Genomic DNA, 14,380 nt, shown 5'->3' with positions numbered 1-14,380 from the left:
CATGTCTGTCACCATTCCCGGGGTTGCCGCCGCCGTGTCCCCGGCCGCCTCCGTCTCCACCCGGTCCACCGTCCGCACGGTGCCCGGATTCCGTCCCGAGATCGAGGGTCTGCGCGCCGTGGCCGTGGTCCTCGTGGCCGTCTACCACGTCTGGTTCGGCCGGGTCTCCGGCGGCGTCGACGTCTTCCTGCTGCTCACGGGGTTCCTCATCACCGGATCCCTGGTCCGGTCCCTGGAACGCGACGGACGCGTCGCCTTCGTCGCCTTCTGGTCGCGGCTGGCGCGCCGGCTCACCCCGGCCGCGCTGACCGTCCTGGCCGCGACCCTCGTGGCGACCTTCCTGTGGCTGCCGAGTCCGCGCTGGTCCGACATCCTCCGCGAGGTGCGCGCCGCCGCGCTCTACCACGAGAACTGGGCGCTGGCCGCCGCTTCCGTGGACTACCTCGCCCGCGAGGCCGGCCCCAGCCCGGTCCAGCACTTCTGGTCGCTGTCCATCCAGGGACAGTTCTACGTCGTGTGGCCGCTCCTGCTGGCCCTGACCGCGATGGTGGCGGCCCGCGTACGGCTGCCCCTCCGGACGGCGCTCCTGACCGTCGCCGCGACCGTCCTCGCCGTCTCGCTCGGATACTCGGTGTGGATCACCGGGACCAGCCAGGCCTGGGCCTACTTCGACTCCGGCGCCCGCGCGTGGGAGCTGGCACTGGGCGCCGTCCTCGCCCTGGCCGTCACCCGGGTACGCCTGCCCGCCGCGGTGCGCGTGCCCATGGGCTGGGCCGGACTGGCCGCGCTCGTCGCCTGCGGCGCGGTGCTGCCCGTGGCCACGCTCTTCCCCGGCTACGTGGCGCTCGTGCCCACCGGCGCCGCCGTCCTGGTCATCCTCGCGGGGACGACCGGCAGCGCGTTCGGCGCCGACCGCCTGCTCACGTGGCGGCCCCTCATGCGGCTGGGCTCGCTGTCCTACGCGTTCTACCTCTGGCACTGGCCGGTCCTCGTCTGCTACCTGCACCTGACCGGCCGGAGCCTGGCCGACCCCGCCGGGGGGTCCCTCGTCCTGGGCCTGTCCCTGGTGCTGGCCTGGCTGACCTCGCGCCTGGTGGAGGGCGGCGTCCAGGGACTCACCCGGGCGCCGAGCCGGTCCACCCCCGCCTGGTCGCTCGGCGTGGCCGCAGCCTTCCTCGTCCCGGTCCTGGTCGCCTCGGCGGCGTGGTCCGCGCACATCGCGGAGGAGCAGCGGGTCCGCGCCGAGCAGGCCGCCGCGGAGGTCTCGGAACCCGCCCGGTACCCCGGGGCCCTCGTGCTCAGCGACGAGCGGTCGGTCCACCCCGTCCCGAACCTGCCCGTGCTGCCCGATCCCGCCGACGCGCGTGCCGACGTGTCCTCCCACCACGCCGACGGGTGCCACGTCAGCCTCACCTCCACCGAGCTGGTGGTGTGCGAACGGGGTCCGGACGACGCCGAGCGCACCCTGGCGATGGTCGGCGCGTCGCGTACGGCCCACTGGTACCCGGCCGTGGCGACCGCGGCGGCACGGCAGGGGTGGCGGCTGGTGTCCTTCACCAAGAGCGGCTGCCAGTTCAGCGCGGACGTGCCCATGCGCGACGGCGCCGTGTTCACCGAGTGCCAGGAGTGGGACGCCCTGGCGATGGAGGAACTGGAACGGCTGCGGCCCGACGCCGTGCTCACGTCCTCCACCCGCGCCGCCCCGGGGGGCGAACGGGTGCCCCCGGGGTTCGTGGAGCGCTGGAGTCAGCTGGAGGAGCTGGGGATCGACGTCGTGGGCCTGCGCGACCTGCCGCGCCGCGACTACGCGGGGGCCGAGTGCGTCGAGAGCCGCTCCCCGGGCGAGTGCACCTCGCCGGTCTCCTACAGTCAGGCGCCCGCCGATCCCGCCGCCCGGGCCGACCTGCCCGGCAACGTCCGCGTGTTCGACCTGACCGAGTACGTGTGCCCGGAGGGAGCCTGTGACGCGGTCATCGGCAACATGCTGGTCTTCTGGGACCGCACCCACATGACCGCCACCTACGCCCGCACGCTCGCTCCGATGATGGAGGAGGGGCTGCTGGAGGCCACCGGATGGTGATACCGGGCATTGCCGGAGAATTCCAGACCTCGACTGGGAGGGATTTCGGTGATTGTCCGGTGAACAGACGGGGAATTGCTCGTCCTTCGTGTTTCGATTCCCGCTCAGGCGGGGCCGGGCATTCCACTGAACCGTTAGTGTCACAACCGTCATCCGCCCTTTTCCCGCCTAGGCTGGGAGAACGATCGGCACCGGTCGTGTCGCACGGCACAGCGCCTTCGCGGACCCCCGTACACCCCCCAGACCGTGTCAGAAACCCGTGGAGGTCGACACCATGCGCCTGCTCCGCCGCCGTCCGATCCGGATCCTCGCCGCCGTGTCCGCCGCGGCGACAGCGGCCACCCTGGTGGCACTGGGTGTGTTCGGCCTGGTCACCGTGGCCGAAGCGGTCCTCCTCGCCGGGATGGCCGGGCTCGGGGGCCTGGTCTGCGTCCTGGGCCTCGGACTGATCCGCCTCCGCCGTTCCGTGCTGGCGCTGCCCGCCGGGGTGGCCGCGCACACGCGCACGGTCACCGAGGCGCTGGGCCGGGACCGGCTGGAGATCACCGCCGCTCTGGACGAGATCCGCGGGCGGGTCGACCGCGTGCAGGAGCACTCCCTGCCCAAGGTCTCCCGGGAGATCCGCCACGCCGTCACCGTCCAGGGGCGCAACGACTACGAGCAGCAGGTCGCCTGGACCGAGCTGCGCGAGAACCTCGACACCGCCGCGTTCATGCCGCCGCTGCGCGGTTGGGCGGCCTCCCCGGACGTCCTGCGCGTGCTGGTCCGCCAGATCGACCTCCTGCGCCCCGACCTCGTCGTGGAGTTCGGCAGCGGCGCCTCCAGCGTCTGGCTCGGGTACGCGCTGCGGCGGGCCGGCGGCGGTCGGCTCGTGGCCGTCGAGCACGACGCCCGGTACGCCGAGCTCAGCCGCGAGCTGGTCGCCGCGCACGGCCTCGACGACGTGATCGAGGTCCGCCACGCCCCCCTCACGGAGGTCGAGTCGGTGGAGGTCCTGGTCGGGGACGAGACCGTCCAGACCGCCGACCGGTGGTACGACGCCTCGGTCCTGGCCGACCTGGACGGCATCGGCCTGGTGTTCGTCGACGGCCCTCCGCAGGCCACCGGCCGCCACGCCCGCTACCCGGCCGTGCCCGCGGTCCTGCCCCACTGCACCGAGGACGCGGTCATCGTCCTGGACGACGCCGACCGCCCCGACGAGCGGGCCATCGGTGACCGCTGGCTCGCCGAGCACCCCGGTCTCCAGCGCACCGAGGAGCACACGGAGAAGGGCGCCCACGTGTTCAGCCGCAAGGGCGCCTGATCCCGCCCCCCGCAACCCTCAACGGATCCCCCTTTCCACCGTTCACCGATCCCGAGGTCAGCCGATGATCACCACCGCTCTCCGGAAGGCCCTGCGCATGCGCGGCCGCGAACCCGCCGTGCTGTGCCACACGGGCGCGCACGAGACCGCGCGCGCTCCGCTCGCCCGCCTGCCGCTCGGGCCCGGGGACCGCCTCGTGGACCTGGACGCGCACCCGATGGGCGAGCAGGTCCGCGAGGGCGACCCGGAGCAGGAGGTCGGGCTGGTCGCGGTGGTCGCGGCCACCCCCACCGACCTGAACCGGTCGCTCACGGTGAGCACCCACCTGCCGCGCGCCGTGCACGTGGTCGTCGCCCTCATGGCCACCCCGGGGCACCAGGACCCCCCGCTCCCGGCCTCCCCCGGCATGGGCCAGTGGCGCGACCTCCAGGAGATGCGCGTCCGCCGGTTCGACCGGCGCGGGTGGCTCTGCGAGCTGTTCTTCCCCAACGCCGTCGACACCGCGCAGGTGCTCGACGCCCTCATGCAGGGGACCCGCGGTCGACGCCGCGGACCCGCCCTCGCCCCCGTGGCCGTCCTCAACGGCCCCGAGGGCGCGCTGTGGCGCCCTGGTGACACGGGCGCCAGCGGGGTGGAGGCGTCCGGGCCCGTTCCGCTGCGCCGGGTGACCCCGTACGGCGACGTCGCGCTGCGCGTGTCCGGAGACGGCGCCCCCGCGTGGGAGGACGCCGGCGTCCCCGTCCTGGACCGGGCCGCCACCGGCGCCGACGCGTGGTCGGCGATCGTCGGGGACTCCGGACACGGCCGCGCGCGGGAGGTCAACGCGGCCGCCGCGGCCCCGTCGGAGGCGCGCGCGCACGCGGTCGCGCCGATCGACGAGACCACCGTCAACCCCGTCGGGTTCACCAAGTCCGCGGACGGGCCCATGGGCGACCTCACCGTGCGCGGCGACCGCGCCGTCGTGCGCGAGGGGAGGAAGGACCTCGTCACGGTGGGCGCGGACGGTACGGTCACCGACGTCGACCTGTCGCGGCTGCGGCACCTGCGCGGCGTGCGCGTGGACTGGTCGGGGCACACCGGGCCCAGCGCGGCGGTCCGTGCGGTGGCCTCGCTCGCCGCAGGCGGGGTCCCCCTGGTCAGCGGCCCCGTTCCGACCTGGGCCGCCGGGCTGGGCGACCCGTTGACCGGCCTCGTCACCGGGGCGGGGGAGGCGGACCTGTCCGACCAGCTGCGACGCGAGGAGTACAGCGTCCGGTTGCGCCGCGCCGCTCTGCGCACGCACGGCCACCGCGCCCGGTGGCGCGCGCTCGCCGCCCAGGCGGGCGTCCCGCTGCCCCCGGAGCCGACGGTCTCGGTCATCCTGTGCACCCGCCGTCCGGAGATGGTCGGCTTCGCGCTCGCGCAGATCGCGCGCCAGCGAGGGGTGGACGTCGAGGTCGTGCTGACCCTGCACGGCTTTCCGGCGTCCCTGCCGGAGGTCGCCTCGGCGGTCGCCGAGTTCCGGGCCACCGGCGTCCCCCTCATCGTGCACGAGGCCGACGCGGACCAGATCTTCGGCACCGTGCTCAACGACGCCGTCGCCCGGACCTCCGGCGACCTCGTCTCCAAGTGGGACGACGACGACTGGTACGGTCCAGACCACCTGGCCGACCTGGTCCTGGCGCGCACCTACTCCGGCGCCGAGCTGGTCGGCGTCGGACAGGACTTCGTGTACCTCCAGGAGCTGGACGTGATGGTCTGGCGCAGCCGCAAGTCCGAGGCCAACACCCGCTTCATCGCCGGGGGCACCATCCTCACCGACCGTGCGGTCCTGGAGGAGACCGGTGGCTTCCGGCCGCTGCCCCGGGCGATCGACACCCAGCTCCTCATCGCCGTCATCCGAGGCGGCGGACGCATCTACCGCGCCCACGGACTCGGGTACGTCCTCCGCCGCACCGGCGGCGGGCACACGTGGTCCGAGGACATGGGCTTCTTCCTGCACAACCACACGCAACAGTGGTCCGGCTGGCGTCCGAGCGCCCTCCTGGAGGGCGAACCGTCTCCTCTCGGCCAGCCCGCCACCGAGTACACGGGGGGACTCCGTTGACCACGCTGGACACCGGCCTCGGGCCGGACGCCGACGCATCTGGAGCCGGGGACGGCCTGCCTCGGGGGGAACTGGACCTCGCGGCCCAGCCGCGCCTGACGCGCAACGACTACTCGCCGCTCGCACCGCCGGCCCTGGGCGCGTGGACGCCGACCCTGTCGGTCAGCGTGGTGATCCCCGCACACGGGAACCCGGAGAAGCTGGCGCTGGTCCTGGCCGCGCTGGCGGGACAGAGCTACCCCGCGCGCCTGACGGAGGTGGTGGTGGTCGACGACGGCAGCCCGGAGCCGCTCGTCCTGCCCGAGGCGCGCCCCGAGAACACGCGGCTGATCACCTCCGCACCCGGGGGCTGGGGGTCGGCGCACGCGGTCAACACCGGGGTGGCCGCCTCCTCCGGCCAGGTCGTCCTCCGCCTGGACGCGGACATGCTCGTGTACCGCGAGCACGTGGAGTCGCAGATGCGCTGGCACCACCTGGTCGACTACGGGGTGGCCATGGGGCACAAGCTCTTCGTCGACTTCGACCCGGCCGCCATGACGCCCGAGCACGTCCGAGGCGAGGTCGCCGAGGGCCGCGCCGACACCCTGTTCGACCGCGCGAGCGCCGATGCGCACTGGGTGGAGAAGCCGATCGCCGACCACGACCGGCTGCGCAAGGCCGGCCACCAGGCCTACCGGGTGTTCACCGGCGCGACGGGGTCGCTGCACCGGAGCCTGTTCGAGGCGGCCGGGGGCATGGACGCCGGCATGGTGCTGGGCGGTGACACCGAGTTCGCCTACCGCGTGTCCCAGCAGGGCGCCGTGTTCATCCCAGACCTGGACACGAGCAGCTGGCACCTGGGCCGCTCCCAGATGCAGACCCGCCGCGACGCGGGCATGCGCTACCGGTCGCCGTACGTGGCCAACCGCGTTCCCGACTTCCGCCTGCGCCGCAAGCGCCCCGACCGTGTGTGGGAGGTGCCCTTCGCCGACGTGGTCCTGGACGTGGACGGCCACACCCTGGAGGACGTCGACACCACGGCCTCCGCCCTGCTCGACGGGACCACGCCCGACATCCGCCTGTGGCTGCGCGGCCCCTGGGGCGTGCTGACCGACGACCGCCGCTCCCCGCTGGACGAGGAGCGCCTGGACCTGCGTTTGATCCGGGAGACGTTCCGGGGCGACCCCCGCGTGCGGCTCACCGAGGAGACGCCCGACGCCGATCACCGGGTGCCGTTCGTCCTGCGCGTGCCCGTGGGACCGAAGCCGACGCCGACCGCCGTGGCGGACCTGGTGGAGGTCGCGAACAAGCGCCGCGTCGGCCTGCTGGGCGTGCCGCTGCCCGGCGCGACCCGTGCCGACGACGGCGTGCTGCGGCTGGAACGCGCCACCGCCTTCTCCCGGGCCCGTCACCTGGACCCCGAGGCGGCCGGCAAGGAACTGGACCACCTGGTCGAGGAACTGCACGGCACGCACTGGATGCCCGGTGAGGAGTTCGTCGTGCCCACCGACGACGAGACGTCCGCCCCCCAGCGGCCGGACAAGCTCCGCGCCGAGCTGGACCGCGCGCTGGCGGACGTCGAGCGGCTGCGGGCCCGGGCCAAGCGGGCCGAACGCAAACTGCGCTGGTTCACCCCGGGGCTGACAGGGCGGGTCCTGCGCAAGCTCGCCCGCTGACACTGCGGTGCGGGCGCCCCTCGAAGGCCGCTCCGACCACCCGGCCGTCACCGCGATGCGCGGTGGCGGCCGGGTCCGCGTGCGCACGGGCCGTCCCGGGTGATCCGCCCGTCCGCCGACACACACGCGCCGACATGGCATGGAGTGACGAACGTGCTGCTCCGAGCCCCAACGGCCGCATGGTGCGACCGGACGTGCGGGCCGTCGAGGCCGTGCCCGCCGTCCCCGCGGTCCTACGGAACCCAGAGACCGAGGGAGTCGGCCACGAGCGCGGGCCGCTCCTCACCCTCGATCTCCACGGTGTGGGACAGGGTGACGAGCACGCCCTTGGGGGTCTGCCGCACGTCGGACAGGACGACGCCGTCCCGGATGCGCGAGCCCACGGTGACGGGTTGGAGGAAGCGCACCCGGTTCAACCCGTAGTTGATGGACATGCTCGGCTTGCGGGTGACCGAGATGACGCGCGGGGCGAAGTAGGCGAGCATCGACAGCGACAGGTACCCGTGGGCGATGGTGGCGCCGAACGGGCCCGCCGCGGCGCGCTCCCGGTCGATGTGGATCCACTGGTGGTCGCCGGTCGCGTCGGCGAACAGGTCGACGCGGTCCTGGTCGATCTCGATCCAGTCGGTGTGGCCGAGGTGCTCGCCCTTGGCGGCGGTCACCTCGTCGATGTCGGCGAAAACGCGCACGACGCCTCCTGGCGTTCGGGTCCGGCGATCGGGGGGACCGGACGGTGCGCCCACTCTACCTAACGCTGTTCGGTTATGGGGCGGCGGCATCCGGATGACCCGAACCGCGTGGCCGCTCCGCCCGGCGCGCCCCGCGTCCCTCACGGCGGTCCACCGTGAGCTCGCGCACCCCGCGGGCGTCCACCAGGACCGCCCGCGTCGTGCGTTCGGCCACCGTCGCCCGGTCCACGCCGTGCCCCAGACCGCTCTCGGTCAACGGCACCGGGAGGACACCGTCGTGCGCCCGGACCGGAGGAACCACAAGGTCCCGTCCCCGGGACCCGGCGGGAGGAGCCTCCACCGGAAGGGTGGCGCCCGACAGCGACGCCAGCGCCACGGTCGCCGCGCGGCCCACACCCGTCACCGCGGAGGAACCGCACCAGACCCGCCAGCCGGCGTCCACGGCACGGTCCACGGCACGGCGGGCGGACGTCAGCCCGCCCAGCCGGGACGGGTCCACGTTCACCGCGCCGCCGGCCTCCATGCGGATCGCCTCGCTGAGGTCCTCCACCGACTCCAGCGAGCGGTGCAGCGCAACCGGGGTCCGGGCCGTCGCCGCGAACCGCGCGTGGGCGCACAGGTCGTCGGGGGCGAAGGGATCCTCGATGGCCAGCAGGTCCAGGTCGTCCAACACGCGCAGCGCGTCGAGGTCGGCGGGGTCCTCGGTGTAGCGTCCGCCCGCGTCCACCTGGAGCACCAGGAACGGGAACGCGGCGCGCACGGCGCGCACCGCGTCGGAGTCCCACCCGGGGCCGACCGAGAGCCTGATCCGACGGAAACCCGCCCCCACCTGGCGGTTCACCTCGGTCACCAGGGACTCCACCGTCGCCTGGGGCGGCAGCGTCACCCCGGCGGTCAACGCGGTGCGCTCCCCGCCCAGGGCGTGCGCCAACGGCGTTCCCCGCTGGTGGCTCCACAGGTCCCAGCACGCGGTGTCCAGGGCGCCGACCACCGCGGGGTCCCACGGCAGGTCGGCCCACGCGTCACCCACCTCGGTCGGGCGCCGCCACAGGTGGTCGAGCAGGGCCGGGGCGAAGGACGCCGCCAGGCCGTCCCACTGCGCGGGGGTCGCGCACGGGATCTCGCCCCAGCCGCTGATCCCCTCGCCGTCGGCCACGCGCACCAGGACCGGACCACCGGAACCGCGCCCCCCGGACGGGGCGCGCAGCCGGACCAGTTCGACTTCGACGATCCTGGTCACGGTCGCCGATCCGGTGTGTGCCACGCTCTCCCACCTCGGTGTCTGGACTCCCGCCGACCCGGGGGAGCCCCGGCCGGTCGTGGTCTGTCGCTTCGACGGTACCCGCGCCCGACCGGACCGACCACCCCGAGCGGCGAGGCGAGCACCACCTGATCGGCCCGGCGGCCGTCTCCGGCGCACGCCGAGGGGCCGACCGCCCCGACGCGCGTCGGAGGCGGCCGGCCCCTCGGGCCACGGTCGGATGGGTCCCCGGCGAGCCCGGTCAGCCCTGGGACAGGACGTCGTCCAGCTCGACGTTCTTGAGACCGTGCGCCTCGGCCACCGGCGCGTAGACGACCTCGCCGCCGAAGGTGTTCAGACCGCCGGCCAGCGCGGCGTCGTCGCGCAGTGCCTGACGCCAGCCCTTGTCCGCCAGCGCCACGGCGTAGCGGAGGGTGTCCTTGGTGAGGGCGTGCGTGGAGGTGTTCGGCACCGCGCCCGGCATGTTGGCCACGCAGTAGAACACGGTGTCGTGCACGGTGAAGGTCGGGTCGGCGTGCGTGGTGGGACGCGAGTCCTCGAAGCAGCCGCCCTGGTCGATCGCGATGTCCACCAGGACCGCGCCCGGACGCATGCGCGAGACGAGTTCGTTCGAGATCAGCTTGGGGGCCTTGGCGCCCGGCACCAGGACGGCGCCGATCACCATGTCCGACTCCAGGACCGACCGCTCAAGCTCGAAGGCGTTGGACACGACGGTCTTGACCTGGCCCCGGTACAGCGCGTCGACGTGACGCAGCTTGTTGACGTTGAGGTCGAGGACGGTCACGTCGGCGCCCATGCCCACCGCGATCTGCGTCGCGTTCAGGCCGGACACGCCCGCGCCGATGACGGTGACGCGCGCCGGACGCACACCCGGGACGCCGCCCATGAGGACGCCGCGGCCGCCGTTGGGGCGCTGGAGCGTCACGGATCCGACCTGCGGGGCCAGACGGCCCGCGACCTCGGACATCGGGGCCAGCAGGGGCAGCGAGCCGTCGGGGAGCTGGACGGTCTCGTAGGCGATACCGGTGACCCCGCGCTCCAGGAGCGCGTCGGTGCACTCGCGCGACGCGGCCAGGTGCAGGTAGGTGAAGAGGGTCTGGCCCTCCCGCATGCGGTGGTACTCGGCCGGGATCGGCTCCTTGACCTTGAGGATCAGGTCGCCGTAGCCCCACACCTCGTCGGCGGTGTCGAGGATGGCGGCCCCGGCCGCCCGGTACTCCTCGTCGGTGATGGAGGAGCCCACGCCGGCGTCGCGCTCCACGGCCACGTCGTGGCCGCGGCGGACCAGCTCGTGGACTCCTGCGGGGGTGATGGCCACCCGGTACTCGTGGTTCTTGATCTCGCGGGGCACGCCGATGCGCACGGTTCCTCCAACTGGTATCTCCGTTGATATCCCCACTGTGACCTGGGGCGGTGCCGATCCGCCATCGGCAACATGCATGGCCATGGGCAGCCATGTTGACATCGTGTAAGGACAGTGTGTGGGGTGGGACACGAGGGTGCGCGTGGGAGGGCACGATCAGGCCGTCGGCTCCGGCCGGGTGAGCGCCTCCGGGCCGGGCACGCGCCGCCCGGAGGCCCACACCGGACCCACCGCCCCCGTCAGCTCCCGGCCCGCGTACGGTCCGGGATCCGTCGGCGGCACGGTGACCCGGCGGACGGGATCGAAGGCGACCAGATCGGCGTCGCACCCCACCGCGATCCGCCCCTTGCCCGCCAGACCCAGCAGCTCGGCCGGAGCGCCCGCCGTCCACCGGGCCAGCTCCGCCAACCCCCGGCCCCGCCTCCGCGCGGCCGTCCACAGCGCCGACAGGCTCCACGCCAGCGTGAACAGGCCGTGCGACGGAAGGTGCCCCGACCCCACCGTGGTGATCGCCGACCCCCCGGGCGGCGCCCCCTCGGCCAGCAGGGCGCTCCACAGGGCCTTGCGGTTGGCGTCCGACCGCAGGGGCGGACGGCACACGTGCGCCCACGGCTCCGCGCCCGGGGTCTCCGCCGACAGGCACAGGTAGTGCGGACAGGTCTGCGCGGTCAGTCCCACGCCGACCGACCCCGCCGCGGCCAGCAGCGCCGCGCACTCGGCCGCGGAGAAGGGGGTCACGTGCGTGCGGGCCCCGGCCACCCGGGCCGCCGCGACGACCCGCTCCATTCCGCGCCGCTCCGCCGTGGCCGGACGCTGCTCCGCGGACACCGGGGGCGTGCCCAGCTCGGCGGCGTCCTCGCCGTGCACCAGCAGCACGGCGTCGAGGGTGGCGAGCTCCGCCATGGCCTTGCGCAGCTGGGGGTCGTCCAGGGCGGCCAGGTCCGGGGCGCCGCCGTCGGACAGCGAACAGTGGAAGGCCACCGCTCCCGCCGCACGCAGATCGGCCAGATCGAGGGGACCGCTGCCCTGGGTCACCCCGCCCAGGAAGTACACCGACACGCCCGCTCCCGCCGCCGCGCTGCGGTGCACCTGGAGCGAGGCCGCGCAGGTCACCGGGGGGTGCGCCGGTGCGGGGGCGGCGACCAGGGTGGTCACCCCGCCGCGCAGTGCGGCCTCGCCCGCCGCCCGGTAGCACGCGGCCAGGCCGCGTCCGGGCTCGTGGACGCCGGTGCCCACGTCGACCGACCCCGGCAGCAGCGCCACCTCCTCCAGGTCGGTGGCCTCGCGCGCGGGCATCGGCGCGGTGTAGTCGTCCAGGGCCTCGATCCGGCCGTCGCGGATCCCGACGCTGAGCGGACCGACGCCCTCGGGCGTGACGACGCACCTGGACCGGACCACACTGTCGAACTCGATCATGCTCGTCCCTTCGAAGGGCTCGCGATGAGAGGGGCCTGCGGGGCGCGGGCGCCGTGCGACGGGAGGGAACCGTGGGCGCCCGGTGGCGGAGGGACGCGGTTCCGCCAGGACCCGAGCGTATCGCGCGGGGCCCCTGCGGAAGGGGGAAACGACGATTCCCAGCCTGGGGGCGCGGGCCCGCGCGCAGCGGATCCAGCTCACGCCACCCTGGGACGACGCCGTGTGGTCAACGGTTTAACCTGGAGCGCGGTGTCCCCGTGCGGGCCCTTTCGGACCGACTTCGGACAGCCGCGAGGCGGTCACCACGGCCACCAGCGCTGACCAGCCATCCAAGAGACGTCGACGACGGAGTGACGCGTGGCTCCTCCCGCACAGAACACGACCCCAGCCAAGGCCGACCGGGACTCGCCCGGGACCCGACGCGTACCGCTCTTCGCCGGTGCGGCGGCGGTCCTGTGCGTCCTGGCCCTGATCCTCACGCTCATCCTGGGCGGGGCGGCCTTCCCCGTGCTCATCCCGGGGCTGCCCGACGCGGGCCAGGGCGTGCGCTGGGGCCTGCCCCTGGCCAAGGTGGTGATGGACGCCTCCGCGGTCCTGACCATCGGCCTCCTGCTGCTCGCGACGGTCCTGCTGCCCTCGGACAGGGGCCGCCTGTCGGAACAGGCGCAGTACTACGTGCGCGGCGGCACGTGGACGGCGCTGGCGTGGGCGGTCGCCGCCGTGTTCACCATGTACTTCCAGGCGTCGGAGTTCCTGGCCGTGTCCTTCGGCCAGGTCAGCGTCGACGAGGTCACCGCCTACGCGGGATCGGTCTCCGGCGGCGTCGCGCTGATGTTCGTCATCCTCATCACGACCGGCGTCGCGCTGTTCGGCCGCACGGTCACCTCCGCGACCGGCGGCATCTGGCTGACGGCCGCCGCCCTGGTGGCCGTCACGCCCCCCGGTCTGACCGGCCACTCCGCCTCCTCCGGAGCGCACGAGCTGGCCGTGACGGCCCTGGCCATGCACGTCATCGCCATCTCCGCGTGGGTCGGCGGTCTGGCCGCGGTGACCTACCACGTCACGCGCGTGGACGGGCAGGACCCGGAGGTGGCGGTCGCGCGGTTCAGCCGAATGGCGTTGTGGCTGTTCACGGGCGTGGCCATCAGCGGTCTCGGTAGCGCGCTGGCCCGGCTCAACACCATCGACGAGCTCGTCCTCACCGAGTACGGCCTCATCATGGTCGTCAAGTTCGTGCTGTTCTGCGTCCTCGGCGCGTTCGGGTACATGAACCGGCGCTACGCGCTCCGAAGGATCCACGCGGCGCCCGACGGGCCCGAGGGCGCCTCGTTCCAGCGGTCGATGTTCCTGCTGGTGTCGGGGGTCGAGATCCTCATCATGGCGGCGGTCGTCGGCATCTCGGTCGGGCTCGGGCGGACCGCGCCCCCGCCGCCGCTGGAGAGCGAGGTCGACCCGGCCGCGGCGATCCTGGGCTTCTCCGTGCCGCCGCCCATGGACGCCTGGAACCTGCTCACGCTGTGGCGCCCGGACCTGTTCTTCATCATGCTCGTCGCCGTCGCGGGCGGTCTGTACGGCGCGGCCGTGGTCCGGCTGCGGCGCCGCGGCGACACGTGGCCGGCCGGTCGCACCGCCTTGTTCGGACTGGGACTGCTGTCCATCGTCGCCACCCAGCTCAGCGGTTTCGCCACCTACGCCGCGGTGCTGTTCTCCTCGCACATGATCCAGCACATGATGCTGGCCATGCTCGCGCCGATCCTGCTGGTGCTGGGCGCTCCGGCGACCCTGGCGCTGCGCGCGCTCAAGCCGGCCCGGCGGAGGGGGGACCGCGGGCCGCGCGAGTGGCTGACCCTGTTCCTCAACAGCCGGTTCTCCAAGGTGGTGACGCACCCCGCGTTCGCCGCGCCGATGTTCGTGCTCAGCCCGTACGCGCTGTACTTCACACCGCTGTTCGGCACGCTGATGAACGACCACCTCGGCCACCTGTTCATGAGCGTGCACTTCCTGCTCTCGGGGTTCCTGTTCTACTGGATCATCGCGGGCGTGGACCCGGCGCCCAGGAAGGTCCCCTACCTGCTGCGCTTCCTGCTGTTGCTGCTGGTCATGGGCTTCCACGCGTTCTTCGGCATCGCGATCATGGAGCAGACGGATCCCATCGCCCCGGAGTTTTACGACCAGATCGCGATTCCCTGGTTGGAGAGCCGTCTGGAGGACCAGTACATGGGCGGGGGCGTGGCCTGGGCGCTGGGCGAGATCCCGACGCTGCTGGTCACGGTCGCCATGGTCCGGCAGTGGTTCCAGGACGACATGAAGCAGGAGCGGAGGCGCCAGCGGCACAGCGCCCGCGGCGGCTCCGACGACGCCGACATGGACGCCTACAACGCCTACCTCGCCGAGCTGGACCGCCGTGCGCGCGGCGGTACCGCGGTCGCGGACCCCGTCGACGCGGAGCGGGACGCCGCCGGCCCGGACGGCGGCCCGGGCCCGGCGGCCGACGGACGGAACTGACCGCCCCGCGGGTGGCGCCCGG

Annotated in this window: 9 protein-coding genes; 5 read left to right on the top strand and 4 right to left on the bottom strand. The window is 73.8% G+C overall.

Annotated features, from left to right (window positions below):
• The first annotated feature begins 1 nt into the window (after position 1).
• The 4 genes from ACIBFB_RS04180 (at position 2) to ACIBFB_RS04165 (ending at position 7,124) form a co-directional block, all read left to right on the top strand.
• A complete protein-coding gene (locus ACIBFB_RS04180; RefSeq protein ID WP_397225999.1) occupies positions 2-2,080 on the top strand; it encodes an acyltransferase family protein in 2,079 nt (692 codons plus the stop codon).
• A gap of 274 nt (positions 2,081-2,354) precedes the next feature.
• Entirely contained in the window at positions 2,355-3,383 is a 1,029-nt protein-coding gene (locus ACIBFB_RS04175; protein WP_397226431.1) for an O-methyltransferase, read from the top strand.
• Between the two features lie 64 nt (positions 3,384-3,447).
• On the top strand, positions 3,448-5,469 hold the full coding sequence (locus ACIBFB_RS04170) for a glycosyltransferase (protein ID WP_397225997.1): 2,022 nt from the start codon (positions 3,448-3,450) through the stop codon (positions 5,467-5,469).
• Positions 5,466-7,124, top strand: coding sequence for a glycosyltransferase (locus ACIBFB_RS04165; protein ID WP_397225995.1), 1,659 nt, complete (start codon positions 5,466-5,468; stop codon positions 7,122-7,124). Before ACIBFB_RS04170 ends, ACIBFB_RS04165 begins: the two co-directional genes overlap by 4 nt.
• 233 nt (positions 7,125-7,357) lie before the next feature.
• On the opposite strand, the gene ACIBFB_RS04160 is transcribed toward ACIBFB_RS04165, so the two are convergent.
• The 4 genes from ACIBFB_RS04160 to ACIBFB_RS04145 all read right to left on the bottom strand — a co-directional run bounded on the left by ACIBFB_RS04160 (position 7,358) and on the right by ACIBFB_RS04145 (position 11,853).
• A complete protein-coding gene (locus tag ACIBFB_RS04160; RefSeq protein ID WP_397225993.1) occupies positions 7,358-7,813 on the bottom strand; it encodes a MaoC family dehydratase in 456 nt (151 codons plus the stop codon).
• 73 nt (positions 7,814-7,886) lie between these two features.
• On the bottom strand, positions 7,887-9,077 hold the full coding sequence (locus ACIBFB_RS04155; RefSeq protein WP_397225991.1) for an enolase C-terminal domain-like protein: 1,191 nt from the start codon (positions 9,075-9,077) through the stop codon (positions 7,887-7,889).
• A gap of 238 nt (positions 9,078-9,315) precedes the next feature.
• Positions 9,316-10,437, bottom strand: a complete 1,122-nt coding sequence (gene ald, locus ACIBFB_RS04150) for an alanine dehydrogenase (RefSeq protein WP_397225989.1) — start codon at positions 10,435-10,437, stop codon at positions 9,316-9,318.
• Positions 10,438-10,593: 156 nt separating this feature from the next.
• Positions 10,594-11,853 (bottom strand): amidohydrolase family protein, encoded by a 1,260-nt coding sequence (locus ACIBFB_RS04145; RefSeq protein WP_397225987.1) that lies wholly within the window; start codon positions 11,851-11,853, stop codon positions 10,594-10,596.
• A 357-nt stretch (positions 11,854-12,210) separates the two neighbouring features.
• Between ACIBFB_RS04145 and ACIBFB_RS04140 the strand changes: the two genes are divergently transcribed.
• Positions 12,211-14,358, top strand: coding sequence for a cytochrome c oxidase assembly protein (locus ACIBFB_RS04140; RefSeq protein WP_397225985.1), 2,148 nt, complete (start codon positions 12,211-12,213; stop codon positions 14,356-14,358).
• Positions 14,359-14,380: the final 22 nt, after the last annotated feature.

This window comes from Nocardiopsis sp. NPDC050513 (assembly GCF_044457925.1).
Taxonomy (GTDB): Bacteria; Actinomycetota; Actinomycetes; order Streptosporangiales; family Streptosporangiaceae; genus Nocardiopsis.
This window is presented reverse-complemented; position numbering and strand designations above follow the sequence as displayed.